Raw genomic sequence first — 17414 nt, forward strand, 5'->3', positions numbered from 1 at the left:
ATGCACAAGTTCGCCCATATCCTGCGCCTCGGCATCAAGGAACTGACCAGCCTGCGCCACGACAGCGTGTTGCTGCTGTTCCTGTTCTACGCCTTTACCGTCGCCATCTATATGCCCGCCGCCGGCTCGGTGATCGGCGTGCACAACGCCAGCGTGGCCTTTGTGGATGAAGACCACAGCGCGCTTTCCCGGCAACTGGCCGAAGCGCTGCAACCGCCGGAATTCCAGGCGGCGGTGCCGTTGCCGTACGACCAACTGGACAAGGTGATGGACAGCGGCCAGTACACCTTCGTGATCAACGTGCCGGCGAATTTCCAGGCCGACCTGTTGGCCGGGCGCCAGCCGGGGGTGCAGGTCAACGTCGATGCCACGGCCATGAGCCAGGCATTCATGGGTGCCGGGTATATCGGGCGGATTTTCCAGCGGGAATTGCTGACCTATGGCAACCAGGCCGATGCCGCCCAAAAGGCGCCGGCGCTGCTGACCACCCGGGCGCTGTTCAATACCAACCTGGAAGGCGGCTGGTTTCTGGCGGTGATCCAGATCGTCAACAACATCACCATCCTCGCCATCGTGCTGACCGGCACCGCGCTGCTGCGTGAGCGCGAACACGGCACCCTCGACCATTTGCTGGTTCTGCCGCTGACTGCGCTGGAAATCATGCTGGCGAAAATCTGGAGCAACATGCTGGTGGTGGTGCTGTGCACCTGGCTGTCGCTGGAAGTGGTGGTGAAAGGCTTGCTCGGCGTGCCGCTGGCCGGGTCGCTGACTTTGTTTTTGCTGGTGACGGCGCTGTACCTGTTTGCCAGTACTGCCCTCGGCATCTTCCTCGCCACCCTCGCCCGCTCGACGCCGCAGTTTGGCCTGCTGGCGATCCCGGTGATTATCCCGATGCTGCTGTTGTCCGGCGGCAGCACGCCGCTGGACAGCATGCCGCAGTGGTTGCAATGGGTGATGCAGGGCTCGCCGTCGACGCACTTTGTGAGCCTGAGTGCGGCGATTCTGTTCCGGGATGCGGGTGTGAATGTGGTGTGGCCGGACTTGCTGGCGCTGGCGGGGATTGGGTTGCTGTTCTTTGCGGTGGCGTTGGCGCGGTTCAGGAAGAGCCTGGCTTCCTGAGGTGTCTGTCAGGGCCTCTTCGCGAGCAAGCCCGCTCCCACACTTGACCGAGTTCTAACATGAGAATGCGGTTAAATGTGGGAGCGGGCTTGCTCGCGAAGGGCGCGAAGCGACCGGCTTACTGGATGATCAGGTTGTTGAACAACAGATCCTCAACCTGCGGCTTGCCGGTTTCGTCGTTCATCACTTGCTGGGTCTGCTTCAGGGCTTCCTGGCGCAGTTTTTCCTTCCCATCAACGCTGCTCATGGTGTCGTTAGTCTGCTGGGTAAACAGCGCCACCAACTGGTTGCGAATCAGCGCGTCGTTGGCTTTCACGGCAGCGGCTGCCTCGGGACCGGTGACCCGCAGGGCGATATCCGCCTTGAACACCCGCAGCTTCGCGGTGCCATCCAGGCCGTAGTTACCGACAAACGGCGGGCTCAGGCTGATATAGCTGACCTTCGGCGCTTCGCCTTCTTTGGCTTCTTCGGCCAGGGCTGCCGTCGGCAGTGTCAGGGCCAGCATCAACAGGATCCACGCTTTCACAGTTCATTCCTCAATTCGGTTGCCCAGTAGCATAACGCTAGCAGCCCTGAGCACAAGCTTATGGCGACTTATCAGGCCGGGGCATGCTCGTTGACCCGTCGCCCTGCCCACCTACACTTATCGGCCAACACGCCAAAAGGAATAGTCCGATGAAAGCTGTGCTGTGCAAAGCCTTCGGCCCCGCCGAAAACCTGGTGCTGGAAGACGTCGAAAGCCCGGCGATCAAGAAGAACGAAATCCTGTTGGACGTGCATGCGGCCGGGGTCAATTTCCCGGACACCCTGATCATCGAGGGCAAGTACCAGTTCAAGCCGCCCTTCCCGTTTTCGCCGGGCGGTGAAGCGGCAGGCGTGATCAGCCAAGTCGGTGAGAACGTCAGCCACCTGAAGGTCGGTGACCGGGTGATGGCCCTGACCGGCTGGGGCAGCTTCGCCGAGCAGGTCGCGGTGCCGGGCTACAACGTGCTGCCGATCCCGCCGAGCATGGACTTCAACACCGCCGCCGCCTTCAGCATGACCTACGGCACGTCGATGCACGCCCTGAAGCAGCGGGCCAACCTGCAACCCGGGGAAACCCTGCTGGTGCTCGGTGCCTCCGGCGGCGTCGGCCTGGCTGCGGTGGAAATCGGCAAGGCCATGGGCGCCCGGGTGATCGCCGCGGCCAGCAGCGCCGACAAGCTGGCGGTGGCCAAGGCTGCCGGTGCCGATGAGTTGATCAACTACAGCGAAGCCAGCCTCAAGGACGAGATCAAACGCCTTACCGGCGGCAACGGCGTGGATGTGATCTACGACCCGGTGGGCGGCGACCTGTTTGACCAGGCCATTCGCGGCATCGCCTGGAATGGACGGCTGCTGGTGGTGGGCTTTGCCAGCGGGCGCATTCCCGAGCTGCCGGTGAACCTGGCGCTGCTCAAGGGTGCAGCGGTGGTCGGGGTGTTCTGGGGGTCGTTCGCCCAGCGCCAGCCGCAGGACAATGCCGCCAACTTCCAGCAACTGTTCGGCTGGTTCGCCGAGGGCAAGTTGAAGCCGCTGGTGTCCCAGGTGTACCCGCTGGAGCAGGCGGCGCAGGCGATCAACGACCTCGGCCAGCGCAAGGCTGTGGGCAAGGTCGTGGTGCAGCTACGCTGACTATTGTTTCATTTTGTCCGCGGAGTGCCTGGGCCCATGATCGGCCGAGGCACTCACTCACTGGCAGGAATGAATAATGGTCACACCGCTGCGCGCGCTGTTTCTGGGGTTGTTGATGATGGTGTCGGCTCACGCCTTTGCCCATAAAGAGGGCAAGGATGTACGCGGGCTGAACAACGTGACGGTGCTGATCGTGCGCCATGCGGAAAAACCCGATGAAGGTCCGTTGCTGAGCCCCAAGGGCGAACAACGGGCGGCGGCCTACGCCAGCTATTTCGACCCGCTGCTGTTGAACGGCATCTCCGTGGTGCCCCAGCGGCTGATCGCTACCAGCGACAGCAAGGAAAGCTCTCGCCCGCGCCTGACCCTGACACCCCTGGCCCAGCGCCTGCAGCTCCCGCTTGAAACACCCTACTCAGACGATCAAGTCGGCAAGCTGGTGAAGTCCCTGCGCAAGTCCAACCAGGCGCAGACCGTGTTGATCGCCTGGCATCACGGGCATATCGACAAGTTGATCGAGGCCTTCGGCGGTGACGGCGCGGCGCTGACCGGCATGAAGAAATGGCCGGAAAATGTGTATGACTGGCTGATCGTGTTGCGCTTCGACGACCAGGGTCAACTGGTGGAATCCCGCAGCCAGAAGATCCAGGAACACCTGCTTCCAGGTGATATCGCAGCCGCCAACGGCAACTGAACCGAATCACTGCCTGTGGTGAGGGAGCTTGCTCCCTCACCACAGCTTCTTGGCATTCCCTCCTGAAAACGCCCCTCACTTGCCTCTAAGCGACATGTTCGTAAAAGAACATGCAATTGCACTCAATTCCTATGCCCGCAGATAAGAGGCGGTGCTATTTTCGGTAACGAAACTGTAACATTCGCATCCGCAGTCAAAACAAGAAATCTGGAGCTCTTGAATGTTTGCTTTCTTCCGTCCTGCCGCACATCAGGCGCCCCTGCCTGAAGAAAAAATAGACAGCACGTACCGACGCCTGCGCTGGCAGATCTTCGCCGGTATTTTCTTCGGTTACGCCGGGTACTACCTGCTGCGCAAGAACTTCTCCCTGGCCATGCCGTACCTGATCGACGAGGGTTACACCCGTGGCCAGCTGGGCCTGGCAATGTCGGCGATCGCAATTGCCTACGGCCTGTCCAAGTTCCTCATGGGGCTGGTGTCCGACCGCTCCAACCCGCGCTACTTCCTGCCCTTCGGCCTGTTGGTGTCCGCCGGGGTGATGTTCATTTTCGGTTTCGCACCTTGGGCTACGTCCAGCGTGACCATGATGTTCATTCTGCTGTTCATCAACGGTTGGGCCCAGGGCATGGGCTGGCCGCCAAGTGGGCGGACCATGGTGCACTGGTGGTCGCAGAAGGAGCGCGGCGGTGTGGTTTCCGTATGGAACGTGGCGCATAACGTCGGCGGCGGCTTGATCGGCCCGCTGTTCCTGCTGGGCATGGCCTGGTTCAACGACTGGCACGCGGCGTTCTACGTCCCGGCTACCGTGGCCCTGCTGGTGGCGGCGTTTGCCTTCATCACCATGCGCGACACCCCGCAATCGGTGGGCCTGCCGCCCATCGAGCAATACAAGAACGATTACCCGGAAGGCTACGACGCCAGCCACGAGGACGAATTCAGCGCCAAGGAAATCTTCGTCAAGTACGTGCTGCGCAACAAAATGCTCTGGTACATCGCCTTCGCCAACGTCTTCGTCTACCTGCTGCGCTACGGCGTGCTGGACTGGGCACCGACGTACCTCAAGGAAGCCAAGCACTTCGACGTGGATAAAACCTCGTGGGCGTACTTCTTCTACGAGTGGGCGGGCATTCCGGGCACGCTGCTGTGCGGCTGGATGTCGGACAAGATCTTCCGTGGCAACCGTGGCCTGACCGGCATTGTGTTCATGGGCCTGGTCACCGTGGCGACCCTGGTTTACTGGCTCAACCCGCCGGGCAACCCGATGATCGACATGATCGCGCTGTTCTCCATCGGCTTCCTGATCTACGGCCCGGTGATGCTGATCGGTCTGCAGGCGCTGGAGCTGGCACCGAAGAAAGCCGCCGGTACTGCAGCGGGCTTCACGGGCCTGTTCGGTTACCTGGGTGGTTCAGTGGCAGCGAGTGCGGCCATGGGCTACACCGTTGACCATTTCGGTTGGGACGGTGGTTTCGTGCTGCTGATCGGCGCGTGCCTGCTGGCCATCGCGTTCCTGATCCCCACCTTGTGGCACACCAATAGCGTCAGTGCCGCACGTTAATCGTCGGAACAGCCTTTGGAACACCGCTTGAGCCGCGCCTCCAGATTCTTGTCTGGCATGGCGTGGCTACGCAGGGCGTTGACGGTCTGCTCGACATAATCGCGCGTAGTGCCGTAACGCCCGCAAGCGCTTTGCAACACGTGATTCAGCACGATGTCGGGCAAATTGCCGGCATAACTGGGCAGGTGCCGTTCCAGGACAAATCCCAATGCCTGCACCTGGCTGCCATCTTCCAGACGACAGCTGAGCCAGTGCGGCCGGTACGAGGGATACGGCATCTCGCGCTGCCACAGGGCATACAGCGAGGCCTCCAGTTGATCTTCCGGCAAGCGGTAGGCAAACCCGCTGCACGAGCCGCCGCGATCCAGGCCAAACACCAACCCCGGTATTTCCGGCGTGCCCCGGTGCTCATGGGACCACAGGTACAAGCCCCGGTGATAACCGTGGACCCGCGCCCGCATCCGCTGTGTCGACGAACATTCAGGCCGCCAGATCAGCGAACCGTAAGCGAATAGCCAGACCGGCCCACCCTTGTGCAGCGCCATGGTGGCTTGCATCGAGCTCATCAACTGTTCGTGAGTGAGTTGCGGCCCCAGATCGAGCCGCGGAGGGTAAGCCAATTGCAAAAGATCAGATTCAATGGCGGTCATGGCAGATCGCTTAGGTCTCCTTTGTTGTTACGAGAAGCTGTTACCAGTTGTAAGCAACTTTACCGTAATAGAACGCGCCGCTGTAACCGTACGGCGAAAAAGTGCTATAGGCCAAATTGCCACCACTGCTGGCGTAGGCATTGAGTTTTTCCGGGTATTTGTCGGTGACGTTGTCGCCGCCAACGGTGAAGGTCCAGTTTTTCAGCTTGTAGTCGGCTGACAGGTCCAACAGCCAGGCGGCCTTGAAGCTCTGGTCGTTGGTCGGGTCGGCCTGGTAGCTGGTGAATGAACCATAGCGCACCAAATTACTGTGCAGCGCCCAGTTGCCGAAACTCAGGTCGTTGCCCAGGCTCAGCTTGTGCTGTGGCGTGGTATCGCCCAGCAGGCCGATGCGCTCGCGACGGTCCACTCGAACCAGGCTCGCGCCCAGGCTATCCAGTACGGACGGGTTGGCTTTTACGTCGGTGACCTTGGTGTGGTTGTAGTTGTAGCCCACGGTGCTGTTCCAGCGCACACCGTTGTCCAGTTGGTAGCGATAGTTGGCCACCAGGTCGACGCCATTGGTGGTCGTGTCGGTGGCGTTGGTGAAGTAGCGCACCGTGGTGTAGTTGATGTTGCCGACGCCATTGGCCTGCAGATACGCGAGCGCAGCCGGGTTCTTGCTCAGGTCCAGATTGGAGGACAGGCTGATGCGGTCGCTGATGTCGATACGGTAGACATCGGCGGTCACGGTCAGGTTGTCGGTCGGCTCCAGCACCAGGCCGAGACTGTAGTTGCGGGACTTCTCGGCTTTCAGGTCTTCAGCGCCGAGCAGGCGCGCCACCTGGCTGTTGGCCGGGAAGGTGCCGGCTTCCTGGATGGTGTTGCCGATCAGTTGCGACGAGGTGTAGGCGAAGTTTTGCTGTGCCAGGGACGGCGCACGGAAACCGTTGGATACACTGCCGCGCAAGGCCACTTGCGGGGTGAAGTCGTAGCGCGCCGAGAGCGAGCCGCTGACGTTGGAGCCAAAATCACTGTAGTCCTCGTGACGCACGGCGGCGGAGGCACTGAGTTTTTCGGTGAAGTTGGTTTCCAGGTCCAGGTACTGCGCCCAGTTGTGGCGCGTGCTGGTGCCGGCGTCGGAATCACGGAAGCCGCCCAGGCCCGAGCTGCCGGTCTGGTAGTAGGACGCCGGGTCGCCCGCCTTGATCTGGTAACCCTGGTCCAGGTATTCGCCGCCAAACGCCACCGACACTGGATACGGCAACCAGCCCAGGCTGAATTCCCGCGACAGGTCCAGGCTGAGTTGCTTCTGGTCATTGACCAACGTGCCGTTGTCGAACTTGCGCGGCGTGGCCAGGCCCAGCGAGGTGTTGATGGTTTCGGTACCGATCTGGTACTGGTTCTTGCCGTAGTTGACCGACACATCGTAGTGCCAGTCATAGGCCAACAAGCCGCGCAGGCCGACCGCCAGGGACGTGTCTTCCACGTCACCGCGAATCAACGGCAGGTAACCATTGGGGTTGAGCGCAGGAATGTTGTTGCTCGCGTTACTGGCCCGGTAGAACGCCGCCGTCTCGCCGCGGGTCTTGCTGTAGCCGCCAAACGCATAGAACTCGGCCGCATCACTGAAGGAATATTCCGAGTTGAGAAACAGCTTGCCCTGGTCAGTGGCCGGCTCGCCCTGGCGGAACACCCGCTGGCCGTAGGTCGTCGAACCAACGCTGCCCGGACGCAGGTCCTTGCCGGCGCGGTTGGTGTAATCGTTGTCGGCGCCTTCGGCAGAGATGTTGATAAACCCGTTATCGCCCAGCGCCACACCGGTGTTGCCGCTGAGGTTGCGCTGGATACCGTCGCCCTTCTTGTACTCACCAAACTTGCTGGTGATCGAGCCGCCGTGGTCGTCATGCTTGAGGATCACGTTGATCACCCCGGCAATCGCATCGGAGCCGTAGCGGGCCGATGCGCCGTCACGCAGCACCTCGATATGGTCGACCGCCGACAACGGGATCGCATTCAAATCCGCCGGCGCCGAGCCACGCCCAACCGCACCGCCGAGATTGACGAAGGCACTGGTGTGGCGACGCTTGCCGTTGACCAGCACCAACACCTGGTCCGGTGACAGGCCACGCAGCTGCGCCGGGCGCACCAGTTCGGCACCGTCTACCAGGCTCGGGCGTGGAAAGTTGATGGAAGGAATCAATCGGGCCAACACCGCGCCCAACTCATCAGAGCCGGTGCTGCGCAAGGTGTCGCCGGAAATCACATCGATAGGTGACAACGAGGCACTGGCGGTGCGCTCTTGGGCGCGGGTGCCGGTGACAATGACTGTATCGAGTTTGGGTACATCGGCAGTGGCCGTTTCGGCGGATGCCAGTGGACTGAATCCCACAGCGGTCAGCAAATTAGCCGACAAAATCGCCGTGTACAGCAGGTGCTGCTTGTTGCTCCCCATACCGCTCCCCTTGGAATCAAAAGCCAGAACGTCAATGCTCTGAGCTCGTACGATCGATCCGTGTGGCGGACGGTGGCGGTCATTTATTGGTTATTGGCAGAAAGTCGGTAGTCCGTTGGCATATAGCTTAATGATATTTATGTAACAAATTAAATACCTTTAAAGAATAAGCGAATGCATAAGCCCAGGCCGCTCCGCTCATCAGGATTGGCTGCCTCAATCCCTGTAGTTTCAGCGCAGGTTCAGCCTGGGGGCACGCTGAGCCTTCAAAATAGGCGCCTGTCACGACCCACCTGGCCGCCAACCGAATCGACTACCGAGGTCACTCCATGAAATACCGACTGCCCAGCCTGTTGTTCCTGGCACAGGCCACCACCGCCCTGGCGGCGGAAGTGCCGACCCAGGACGAAAAAGGCTTCTGGTATGCCCAGACGAGCGTCTACACCCGGCATTTTGCGCCGGACAAGGACCACAACAACAACCAGGACCTGATCGGCCTGGAGCGCAATGAAGCGTCAGGCCTGGTGTATGGCGGGGCGACGTTTCGCAACTCGTTCAGCCAGCGTTCGTACTACGCCTATGCCGGCAAACGCTACGACATGCCCGATTACCCGGTGTACTTGAAGCTGACAGGGGGTGTGATCCAGGGCTATCGCGGCAAGTACCGCGACAAGATTCCGCTGAATGGACTGGGGGTAGCGCCGGTGATCATCCCCTCGGTGGGCACCCACTACGGGCCGGTCGCCGCCGAGCTGGTGTTGCTCGGGTTCAATGCGGCGATGGTGACCACGGGCGTTCGTTTCTGATCAAGCCACTGAAGGGCTTCTGTGGCGAGGGAGCTTGCTCCCGCTGGGTCGCGAAGCGGCCCTGAAGTTCATGCGATCTTAAAGATAGAACCCAGCGACTGTTTCGGGGCTGCTGCGCAGCCCAGCGGGAGCAAGCTCCCTCGCCACATGTTACGGGCGAGGTGCGTAGGCAAATACGTCAGCACGCATCTGGTGTGCATCCATGCCGGCCTCGACCAGCGCATCCAGGGTGCCGTAGATCATCGCCGGTGAACCACTGGCGTAGACATGCACGGCCTTGAGGTCGCTGATGTCTTCGCACACCGCTTCATGCAACAGCCCGCAGCGCCCTTCCCAGCCACACAGGTCGCTGACCACTTTGTGCAGGAACAGGTTGGGCAGTTGCAGCCACTGGTCCCAGTGCTCGATGTCGTAGAAGTCTTCCGGTCGACGTACCCCCCAATACAGATGCACCGGGTGCTTGAAGCCACTGGCGCGACAGTGTTCGATCAGGCTATGCATCTGGGCCATGCCGGTGCCGGCGGCGATCAGCACCAGCGGCCCGTCGGGCAGTTCCGCCAGGTGGGTGTCGCCAAACGGCATTTCGATGCGGGCCATCTGGTTGCGCTGCAACTGCTCCAGCAGGCTGCGGGCGCTGTCTTCCCGGGCCAGCACGTGCAATTCCAGCTCGCGCCCGGCGTGGGGCGCCGAGGCCAGGGAGAATGCCGACTTCTCGCCGTTTTCCCGCTCGATCATCAGGTATTGCCCGGCGTGGTAGCGTACCGCCTTGCCGGCCGGAGCCCGCAGGCGCACGCGCCAGACGTCACCGCCCACCTCGACGCATTCACTCAGTTGGCAAGACAGTTTGCGCACCGGCAATTCTCCCGGCGCCAGCACGCCATCCCACAACACAATGCAATCTTCCAGCGGTTCGGCAATGCAGGTATAGAACTCGCCATGGTCACGCACCTCACCGGCTTGCTGCACCCGGCCTTCCACCAGCAGCGCCGCGCACACGTGGCACACGCCATTGCGGCAGGCCTGGGGGCAATCGTAGCCCAGGCGGCGCGCGCCCTCGAGGATCCGCTCGCCGGGCGTCAGTTCAAGTACCGCACCGGAAGGCTGCAGGGTTACACGCATCAATCTATTCCTAATTCTTTCCAGAGCGCATCGACACGGGCAGTGACCGCTTCGTCCTTGACGATCACGCGGCCCCATTCGCGGGTGGTTTCACCCGGCCATTTATGGGTGGCGTCCAGGCCCATTTTCGAGCCGAGGCCCGATACCGGGGAAGCAAAGTCGAGGTAGTCGATCGGTGTGTTGTCGATCATCACCGTGTCGCGCTTGGGGTCCATGCGCGTGGTGATAGCCCAGATCACGTCGTTCCAGTCCCGGGCGTTGATGTCGTCGTCGGTGACAATAACGAACTTGGTGTACATGAACTGTCGCAAAAACGACCACACACCCAGCATTACCCGCTTGGCGTGGCCGGGGTACGACTTCTTCATCGTCACGATGGCCATGCGATACGAGCAGCCTTCGGGCGGCAGGTAGAAATCAGTGATTTCCGGAAACTGCTTTTGCAGGATCGGCACAAACACTTCGTTCAACGCCACGCCGAGGATCGCCGGCTCATCCGGCGGGCGGCCGGTGTAGGTGCTGTGGTAGATCGGCTTGACCCGGTGGGTGATGCGCTCGACGGTGAACACCGGGAAGCTGTCGACTTCGTTGTAGTAGCCGGTGTGGTCGCCGTAGGGGCCTTCATCGGCCATCTCGCCCGGGTGAATCACGCCTTCGAGGATGATTTCGGCGGTGGCCGGCACTTGCAGGTCGTTACCGCGGCATTTCACCAGCTCAGTGCGATTGCCGCGCAACAGGCCCGCGAAAGCGTACTCGGACAGGCTGTCGGGCACCGGCGTGACGGCGCCGAGGATGGTCGCCGGGTCGGCGCCCAGGGCCACGGAAACAGGGAATGGCTGGCCGGGGTGCTTTTCGCACCACTCACGGAAATCCAGGGCGCCGCCACGGTGGCTCAGCCAGCGCATGATGACCTTGTTGCGGCCGATCACTTGCTGACGGTAGATGCCGAGGTTCTGGCGGTCCTTGTTCGGGCCCTTGGTGACGGTCAGGCCCCAGGTGATCAGCGGGCCGACGTCGCCAGGCCAGCAGGTCTGCACGGGGAGCATGCCGAGGTCGACATCCTCGCCTTCGATCACCACTTCCTGGCAAACCGCGTCTTTCACGACCTTGGGGGCCATGGCGATGATCTTGCGGAAGATGGGCAGCTTCGACCAGGCGTCCTTGAGCCCCTTGGGTGGCTCGGGTTCCTTGAGGAAGGCCAGCAGCTTGCCGATCTCGCGCAGTTCGCTGACCGACTCGGCGCCCATGCCAAACGCCACGCGGTCGGGAGTGCCGAACAGGTTGCCGAGCACCGGGATATCAAAGCCCACCGGGTTTTCGAACAGCAGCGCCGGGCCCTTGTTGCGCAAGGTGCGGTCGCAAATCTCAGTCATCTCCAGGACCGGGGAAATCGGCACCTGGATACGTTTCAACTCTCCGCGCTGCTCAAGTTGCTGCACGAAATCCCGAAGATCCTTGAATTTCATTAACCATGCCACCCGTAAAATAGGCGTACATCCTACCTGCTCTTACGGTCGCTGGCAGCTTATTGAGCAGCATTGCCGACGACACAGACTCAAAGAGCCGATGCCTGGGTTTCATCGCGCAAGGCTTTGAACAAGGGTTCAAGAAACGCCTCGACATACCGCGAACCAACCGCCGAGAGGTGATTGTCGTCGGTGTACAGCGACTGACCGTCCAGTTCCACCCGGCACCAGTCATTCGCACTGCATAACTTGGGCGCCGGATCCATTACCTTTACCCCGGGATCAGCCGCCGCCATGCGCTCGAATACGCTGCTGATATAGGCCTGGCGCTGGAGGTGCTCATCCAGGGGCATGCCTTCTTTGTCGGTGGGCCGGCCGAGCATCGCCAGGCGACTCAGGCGGTAAGGCGGACTGAATTCCTGCAGGGGGACTTCCTTGACCAGCCACACCCGATGGCCGCTGGCGCGCAATTGCTGCACAAGGGCGCCGAGACTTTCAGCGAAGCGCCGCTCGGCGAAGGCGCGGTCATAGGTTCCGGTCGCCGGGTCCAGCAACGAAGCCTCGGTGTCACCATCGCGCTGCCCATAGACATACAGGCTCCAGCGCGCCACCAGCACCACGTCGCTAAAGGTTTCCTTGCCGAGCAGTTGCGTGACCTGCTGGTTAAAGGTCAAGCAGCCCGGAACGCTTTCCTTGCGATTAAACGGCAGGCAACCGGCATAACCTGCCTGCGTGACGCTGACACCGTACTTGCTCGCGCCGTCTCGCAACGCCGGAACCAGCGCCGTGGCATGGCTATCGCCCCAGACCAGCGCGCGCGTCGGCGCGGACTGAGGCCCGAAATGACAAAATCCATGGTGGCGATTTTTCCCACCATCCACCAGGCAGGCCATAAGGTCCGGGCTCCACTCGCGCGCCTGGGCAAATTGCAGCGCCTCGGGCGACAGGCGCCAAGGCAAGCCCTTCGTCATGACCAGGCCTTTGCCGAGCAGTCCCACCCCAAGCAGCGCGATACCCGCCGCCACCAGGATTTGCTTGCGCCCTGCCAACAGCCGACGTTCACGGAACGGCGCCTCGACAAACCGCCAGGACGCATAACCCAACACCAGGCTCAACACAAACAGTGCACCAAGCTCCCACGGGCCCAGCCCGTCGACACTGGCGTACTTGCCAAACACGTACACCGGCCAGTGCCACAGGTACCAGGAGTAGGAGATCAGGCCAATCCCCACCAGCAAGCGGCTACCCAGCAGCTTGCTCGTCAGGGTAGTTTGCTGGCCGTTGGCCCAAATCAGGCAGACCACGCCCACCACCGGCAACAGCGCTGCGGCGCCGGGAAACGGCGTGCTCGGGTCATACGCGAAGACCGCCAGCAGGATCAGGCCGAGGCCGGCAAGGCTGACGGCCTGCGCCAACGCCGGGCTGGCGCGGTACTCGCGTACCGGCATTACCGCCAGCATTGCGCCCGCCAACAGCTCCCAGGCACGCATCTGCAGCAGGAAAAAGGCTCGTTCCGGAGCGTGGGCCACCGCCCATGTACTCATGCCGAATGACACCAGCAACAACACGAACAGCGCCGTGCGCCAATATTTGAGCCGGCTCGACAGCAGTGTCAGAAGCAGTGGGAAGAGGATGTAGAACTGTTCTTCAACCGACAATGACCAGGTATGCAGCAACGGTTTGATATCGGAGGCCACATCAAAGTAACCGTCCTGACGCATGAAAAACAGGTTGGAGATAAACACCACCTGGTTATGTATCGAGCGCCCCAACTCGCTGTAATCCTTTGGCGCCAGCAGGAACCAGCCCACCACCAGCGCGCCGAGCATCATCACGAACAGTGCCGGCAGGATACGCCGCGCTCGCCTGGCCCAGAAGCTGACAAAACTGAAACGGCCGGCCTCACGCTCGCGCCAGATGATCGAGGTGATCAAGTAGCCGGAGATCACGAAAAACACGTCGACGCCGACAAAGCCGCCGGTAAAGCCCGGTACACCAAAATGAAACAGCACAACAGCGAGCACAGCTATGGCACGCAGGCCGTCAATGTCCCTGCGATAAGCGAGAATGGTCATAAAATCTTGTAATTTGCCTGATCGGATGGACAGCGAGTGTAGTCACACACGCGAATTTGTTTCTAAACAGACACACACTAAAGCCAAAACTCCTTTTCCAGAAACAAAAAAAATGGCGCCCCATGGGGCGCCATCCTTTTTGACCGAAGCGTCGTGTTACTTACGCTTCATCGACAGGAAGAACTCGTCGTTGGTCTTGGTGGTTTTCAGCTTGTCGATCAGGAACTCGATGGCCGCAACTTCGTCCATCGGGTGCAGCAGCTTGCGCAGGATCCACATGCGCTGCAGTTCGTCATCGGCGGTCAGCAACTCTTCGCGGCGCGTGCCGGAACGGTTGATGTTGATGGCCGGGAACACCCGCTTCTCGGCGATACGACGGTCCAAAGGCAGTTCCATGTTGCCGGTACCTTTGAACTCTTCGTAGATCACTTCATCCATCTTCGAACCGGTTTCAACCAGTGCGGTGGCGATGATGGTCAGCGAGCCGCCTTCTTCGATGTTCCGCGCAGCGCCGAAGAAACGTTTCGGTTTCTCCAGGGCGTGGGCATCGACACCACCGGTGAGCACCTTGCCGGAGCTTGGGATCACGGTGTTGTAGGCACGGGCCAGACGGGTGATGGAGTCGAGCAGGATCACCACGTCTTTCTTGTGTTCGACCAGGCGCTTGGCCTTCTCGATCACCATTTCGGCAACCTGCACGTGGCGGGTTGGCGGCTCATCGAACGTCGAGGCAACCACTTCGCCGCGCACGGTGCGCTGCATTTCGGTTACTTCTTCCGGACGCTCATCGATCAGCAACACGATCAGGTGAACTTCAGGGTTATTACGGGCGATGTTCGCTGCGATGTTCTGCAGCATGATGGTCTTGCCGGCTTTCGGCGGGGCCACGATCAGGCCGCGCTGGCCTTTGCCGATCGGGGCACACAGGTCGATGACACGACCGGTCAAGTCTTCGGTGGAACCGTTGCCGGCTTCCATCTTCATGCGCACGGTCGGGAACAGCGGCGTCAGGTTCTCGAAGAGAATCTTGTTTTTCGCGTTCTCGGGACGATCGTAGTTGATCGTGTCGACCTTGAGCAGAGCGAAATAACGCTCGCCTTCCTTTGGAGGGCGGATCTTGCCAACGATGGTGTCACCGGTGCGCAAGTTGAAGCGACGGATCTGGCTCGGCGAGACGTAGATATCGTCTGGGCCGGCGAGATAGGAAGCGTCTGCAGAGCGGAGGAAGCCGAAGCCGTCCTGGAGAATCTCCAGCACGCCATCACCGGAGATTTCCTCGCCGCTTTTCGCGTGCTTTTTCAGCAGGGAGAAAATCACGTCCTGCTTGCGCGAACGGGCCATATTTTCTATGCCCATCTGTTCGGCCAATTCGAGCAGTTCGGTAATCGGCTTTTGCTTGAGTTCAGTCAGATTCATATAGGAATGACGTAATCATTTATGGAGGGGGGGAAATTAAGCTTTTGGCTTAATGAGGCCGCGCCGCAGAGAAGGCGACAGGATCGCGTACTAATCGAAAAGGAGAGCGTCGGCGACGGCTTGCAGGGGGCAGTGGAGAAACCAGTGCGGGGCCGAATGTACCACCTGAGTTTCAGAGCGTCTAGCCCTGTTTCACGAAAAAGCCCCGCAAATTGCGGGGCTTTTTGAGGACGCTTAGATATTGGCGTCGAGGAAAGCCTGCAGCTGGGACTTCGACAGCGCGCCGACCTTGGTGGCCTCGACGTTGCCGTTCTTGAACAGCATCAGGGTCGGGATACCACGCACGCCGTGCTTGGCCGGAGTTTCCTGGTTGTCGTCGATGTTCAGCTTGGCAATGGTCAACTTGCCTTCGTAAGTGGTGGCAATGTCGTCCAGGACCGGAGCGATCATTTTGCAAGGACCGCACCACTCAGCCCAGTAGTCAACCAGCACCGGGCCCTGGGCCTTCAGTACTTCGGCCTCGAAGGTCGCGTCGGTGACGTGCTTGATAAGATCGTTGCTCATGGATGTCTCCGGGTTGTAAGCAAAAAAAACGTTGCCCATCATAGCCGCCCTTCCCGCGTTCAGGAAGCTGCAGCTGATTGACTCTTCCTATGATGGCGCATGAGTTTGGGTATAGCCCAACTCATGGAGTTACGGGAGTGATGAAGGCAATCCCTGTACGCAACGCCGCGTTACGCACATGTTCCTGCATGCTTTTCTGCGCCGCCCCGCTGGCGCGTCGGGCCAGGGCACGGAGGACCTTGCGGTGCTCCTGCCAGGTCTCCATGGCCCGCTCCGGCCGGATGAACGGTAGTTTCTGGCTCTCCAGGAACACCTCGGCACTGGCGCTGAGGATGCTCACCATCGCCTGATTGCCGCTGGCCAGCAGGATGCGCCGGTGGAATTCGAAGTCCAGCCGGGCGGCTGCCTCGAAATCACCGGCCTTCAGCTCCTTGCGCATCGCCTCGACGTTATCTTCCAGGATGTCCAACTCCCCGGTGGTCAGCGTCACCGCCGCCAGCCCCGCCGCAAAACCTTCCAGGGCGTAGCGCAGTTGAAAGATATCCAGCGGCGTCGCCTGTGCCGTAAACGGCCAGGCCAACCCCGGCAGCTCTTCGGCCGCTTGCACGAACACGCCTTTGCCCGGCTGCACACTTACCACGCCCAAGGCACTGAGTGACGACAAGGCTTCACGCAAAGAGGCCCGGCTCACGCCCAATTGCAGCGCCAGGTCGCGCTGGGAGGGCAACGCATCACCCGGCCCGAAGCCCTCGTCAGCGATCAATTTGCGGATGGCCTGTAGCGCCACTTCCGGTACGGCTTGGGCGATGGAATTCATAAGAAACTCAGGTTTCCAGTCAACTGAGCGGCTAGTTGTAAAGCTATTCGCAGCGCCCGGCAAGCCACGCCCCAAAGGGGCTCGCGCGGTTTTGACGGCGCTCGAAAAGGGTGCAGAAAACCCATTAACTGTTCAGACCAGTAAGACCGCCAAGACTCAACAGCCACCGGCTCTGGCGCGAAATACGGCGGTGCTGGCATGGGCTGTGCACTGGCAAAAACCGAAAAATCCTTTCGTCCTTTTCGGAGAGTCGCCATGACCAAGCGTTGCAGCGCCCTGCTCACTGCCCTGTTTGCCAGCCTGATGCTGAGCCAGGCGCCCGCCCAGGCCAACGGTCTGGACGATATCGTCGCCCGTGGCACCCTCAAGGTGGCCGTGCCCCAGGATTTCCCGCCGTTCGGCTCGGTCGGCCCGGACATGAAGCCCCGCGGCCTGGACATCGACACCGCAAAGCTTTTGGCCGACCAGCTCAAGGTCAAGCTTGAACTGACCCCGGTCAACAGCACCAACCGCATCCCGTTCCTCACCACCGGCAAGGTCGACCTGGTGATTTCCAGCCTGGGCAAGAACGCCGAGCGCGAGAAGGTCATCGACTTCTCCAAGGCCTACGCGCCCTTCTACCTCGCCGTATTCGGCCCTCCCGATGCGCCGATCAGCACCGTTGACGACCTCAAGGGCAAAACCATCAGCGTGACCCGTGGCGCCATCGAAGACATCGAGCTGACCGCCGTGGCGCCAAAAGAGGCGACGATCAAGCGCTTTGAAGACAACAACTCGACCATCGCCGCCTACCTCGCCGGCCAGGTGGACCTGATCGCCAGCGGCAACGTGGTGATGGTGGCCATCAGCGAACGCAACCCCAAGCGCGTGCCGGCACTGAAAGTGAAGCTCAAGGACTCGCCGGTGTACGTGGGCGTGAACAAGAACGAGCCGGCGCTGCTGGACAAGGTGAACCAGATCCTGGTCGCGGCCAAGGCCGACGGCAGCCTGGAAAAGAATGCATTGCAGTGGCTCAAAGAGCCGCTGCCGGCTGATCTCTGAGC

The 17414-nt window shown here is 60.9% G+C and carries 15 protein-coding genes; 6 read left to right on the forward strand and 9 right to left on the reverse strand.

Features of this window, described 5'->3' with window-relative positions:
- Nucleotides 1-1119, forward strand: a complete 1119-nt coding sequence (locus tag HX821_RS04055) for an ABC transporter permease (protein ID WP_003213965.1) — start codon at nucleotides 1-3, stop codon at nucleotides 1117-1119.
- Between the two features lie 118 nt (nucleotides 1120-1237).
- Here the strand turns inward: HX821_RS04055 and HX821_RS04060 are convergent, their stop codons facing one another.
- Nucleotides 1238-1645 carry a flagellar basal body-associated protein FliL gene (locus tag HX821_RS04060; protein ID WP_003213967.1) on the reverse strand — a complete coding sequence of 136 codons (408 nt, stop codon included), beginning with the start codon at nucleotides 1643-1645 and terminating at the stop codon, nucleotides 1238-1240.
- Nucleotides 1646-1794: 149 nt separating this feature from the next.
- Here HX821_RS04060 and HX821_RS04065 point away from each other — a divergent pair, with 149 nt between their 5' ends.
- From HX821_RS04065 to glpT, 3 genes are all read left to right on the forward strand, one after another.
- Nucleotides 1795-2772, forward strand: a complete 978-nt coding sequence (locus HX821_RS04065; protein ID WP_003213968.1) for an NADPH:quinone oxidoreductase family protein — start codon at nucleotides 1795-1797, stop codon at nucleotides 2770-2772.
- Between the two features lie 76 nt (nucleotides 2773-2848).
- Nucleotides 2849-3466 (forward strand): flagellar basal body-associated protein FliL, encoded by a 618-nt coding sequence (locus tag HX821_RS04070; RefSeq protein WP_008438881.1) that lies wholly within the window; start codon nucleotides 2849-2851, stop codon nucleotides 3464-3466.
- Nucleotides 3467-3686: 220 nt separating this feature from the next.
- Nucleotides 3687-5024 carry a glycerol-3-phosphate transporter gene (glpT, locus tag HX821_RS04075; protein ID WP_003213972.1) on the forward strand — a complete coding sequence of 446 codons (1338 nt, stop codon included), beginning with the start codon at nucleotides 3687-3689 and terminating at the stop codon, nucleotides 5022-5024.
- Here glpT and HX821_RS04080 read toward each other — a convergent pair.
- On the reverse strand, nucleotides 5021-5674 hold the full coding sequence (locus HX821_RS04080) for a gamma-glutamylcyclotransferase (RefSeq protein ID WP_003213974.1): 654 nt from the start codon (nucleotides 5672-5674) through the stop codon (nucleotides 5021-5023). The genes glpT and HX821_RS04080 overlap by 4 nt on opposite strands.
- A 40-nt stretch (nucleotides 5675-5714) precedes the next feature.
- A complete protein-coding gene (locus HX821_RS04085; protein WP_177035324.1) occupies nucleotides 5715-8108 on the reverse strand; it encodes a TonB-dependent siderophore receptor in 2394 nt (797 codons plus the stop codon).
- A 329-nt stretch (nucleotides 8109-8437) separates the two neighbouring features.
- Between HX821_RS04085 and HX821_RS04090 the strand changes: the two genes are divergently transcribed.
- Complete coding sequence (locus HX821_RS04090) at nucleotides 8438-8914, forward strand: hypothetical protein (RefSeq protein WP_003213979.1); 477 nt, start codon at nucleotides 8438-8440, stop codon at nucleotides 8912-8914.
- 150 nt (nucleotides 8915-9064) lie between these two features.
- Here the strand turns inward: HX821_RS04090 and HX821_RS04095 are convergent, their stop codons facing one another.
- The 6 genes from HX821_RS04095 to HX821_RS04120 all read right to left on the reverse strand — a co-directional run bounded on the left by HX821_RS04095 (nucleotide 9065) and on the right by HX821_RS04120 (nucleotide 16371).
- Nucleotides 9065-10033: a CDP-6-deoxy-delta-3,4-glucoseen reductase gene (locus HX821_RS04095; RefSeq protein WP_003213981.1), complete on the reverse strand. Its 969-nt coding sequence runs from the start codon at nucleotides 10031-10033 to the stop codon at nucleotides 9065-9067.
- Nucleotides 10033-11499: a 4-hydroxy-3-polyprenylbenzoate decarboxylase gene (gene ubiD / locus HX821_RS04100; protein ID WP_134327510.1), complete on the reverse strand. Its 1467-nt coding sequence runs from the start codon at nucleotides 11497-11499 to the stop codon at nucleotides 10033-10035. The genes HX821_RS04095 and ubiD overlap by 1 nt, the downstream gene beginning before the upstream one ends.
- An 89-nt stretch (nucleotides 11500-11588) precedes the next feature.
- Nucleotides 11589-13574 carry an acyltransferase family protein gene (locus tag HX821_RS04105; RefSeq protein ID WP_177035325.1) on the reverse strand — a complete coding sequence of 662 codons (1986 nt, stop codon included), beginning with the start codon at nucleotides 13572-13574 and terminating at the stop codon, nucleotides 11589-11591.
- Nucleotides 13575-13730: 156 nt separating this feature from the next.
- Complete coding sequence (rho, locus tag HX821_RS04110) at nucleotides 13731-14990, reverse strand: transcription termination factor Rho (protein ID WP_008438874.1); 1260 nt, start codon at nucleotides 14988-14990, stop codon at nucleotides 13731-13733.
- A 234-nt stretch (nucleotides 14991-15224) separates the two neighbouring features.
- Nucleotides 15225-15554: a thioredoxin TrxA gene (gene trxA, locus HX821_RS04115; protein WP_003213989.1), complete on the reverse strand. Its 330-nt coding sequence runs from the start codon at nucleotides 15552-15554 to the stop codon at nucleotides 15225-15227.
- Nucleotides 15555-15675: 121 nt separating this feature from the next.
- Nucleotides 15676-16371: a FadR/GntR family transcriptional regulator gene (locus tag HX821_RS04120; RefSeq protein WP_003213991.1), complete on the reverse strand. Its 696-nt coding sequence runs from the start codon at nucleotides 16369-16371 to the stop codon at nucleotides 15676-15678.
- 255 nt (nucleotides 16372-16626) lie between these two features.
- Between HX821_RS04120 and HX821_RS04125 the strand changes: the two genes are divergently transcribed.
- Complete coding sequence (locus HX821_RS04125) at nucleotides 16627-17412, forward strand: transporter substrate-binding domain-containing protein (protein ID WP_003213993.1); 786 nt, start codon at nucleotides 16627-16629, stop codon at nucleotides 17410-17412.
- The last annotated feature ends 2 nt before the right edge of the window (nucleotides 17413-17414 follow it).

The organism is Pseudomonas sp. B6001 (assembly GCF_013386015.1).
Taxonomy (GTDB): domain Bacteria; phylum Pseudomonadota; class Gammaproteobacteria; order Pseudomonadales; family Pseudomonadaceae; genus Aquipseudomonas.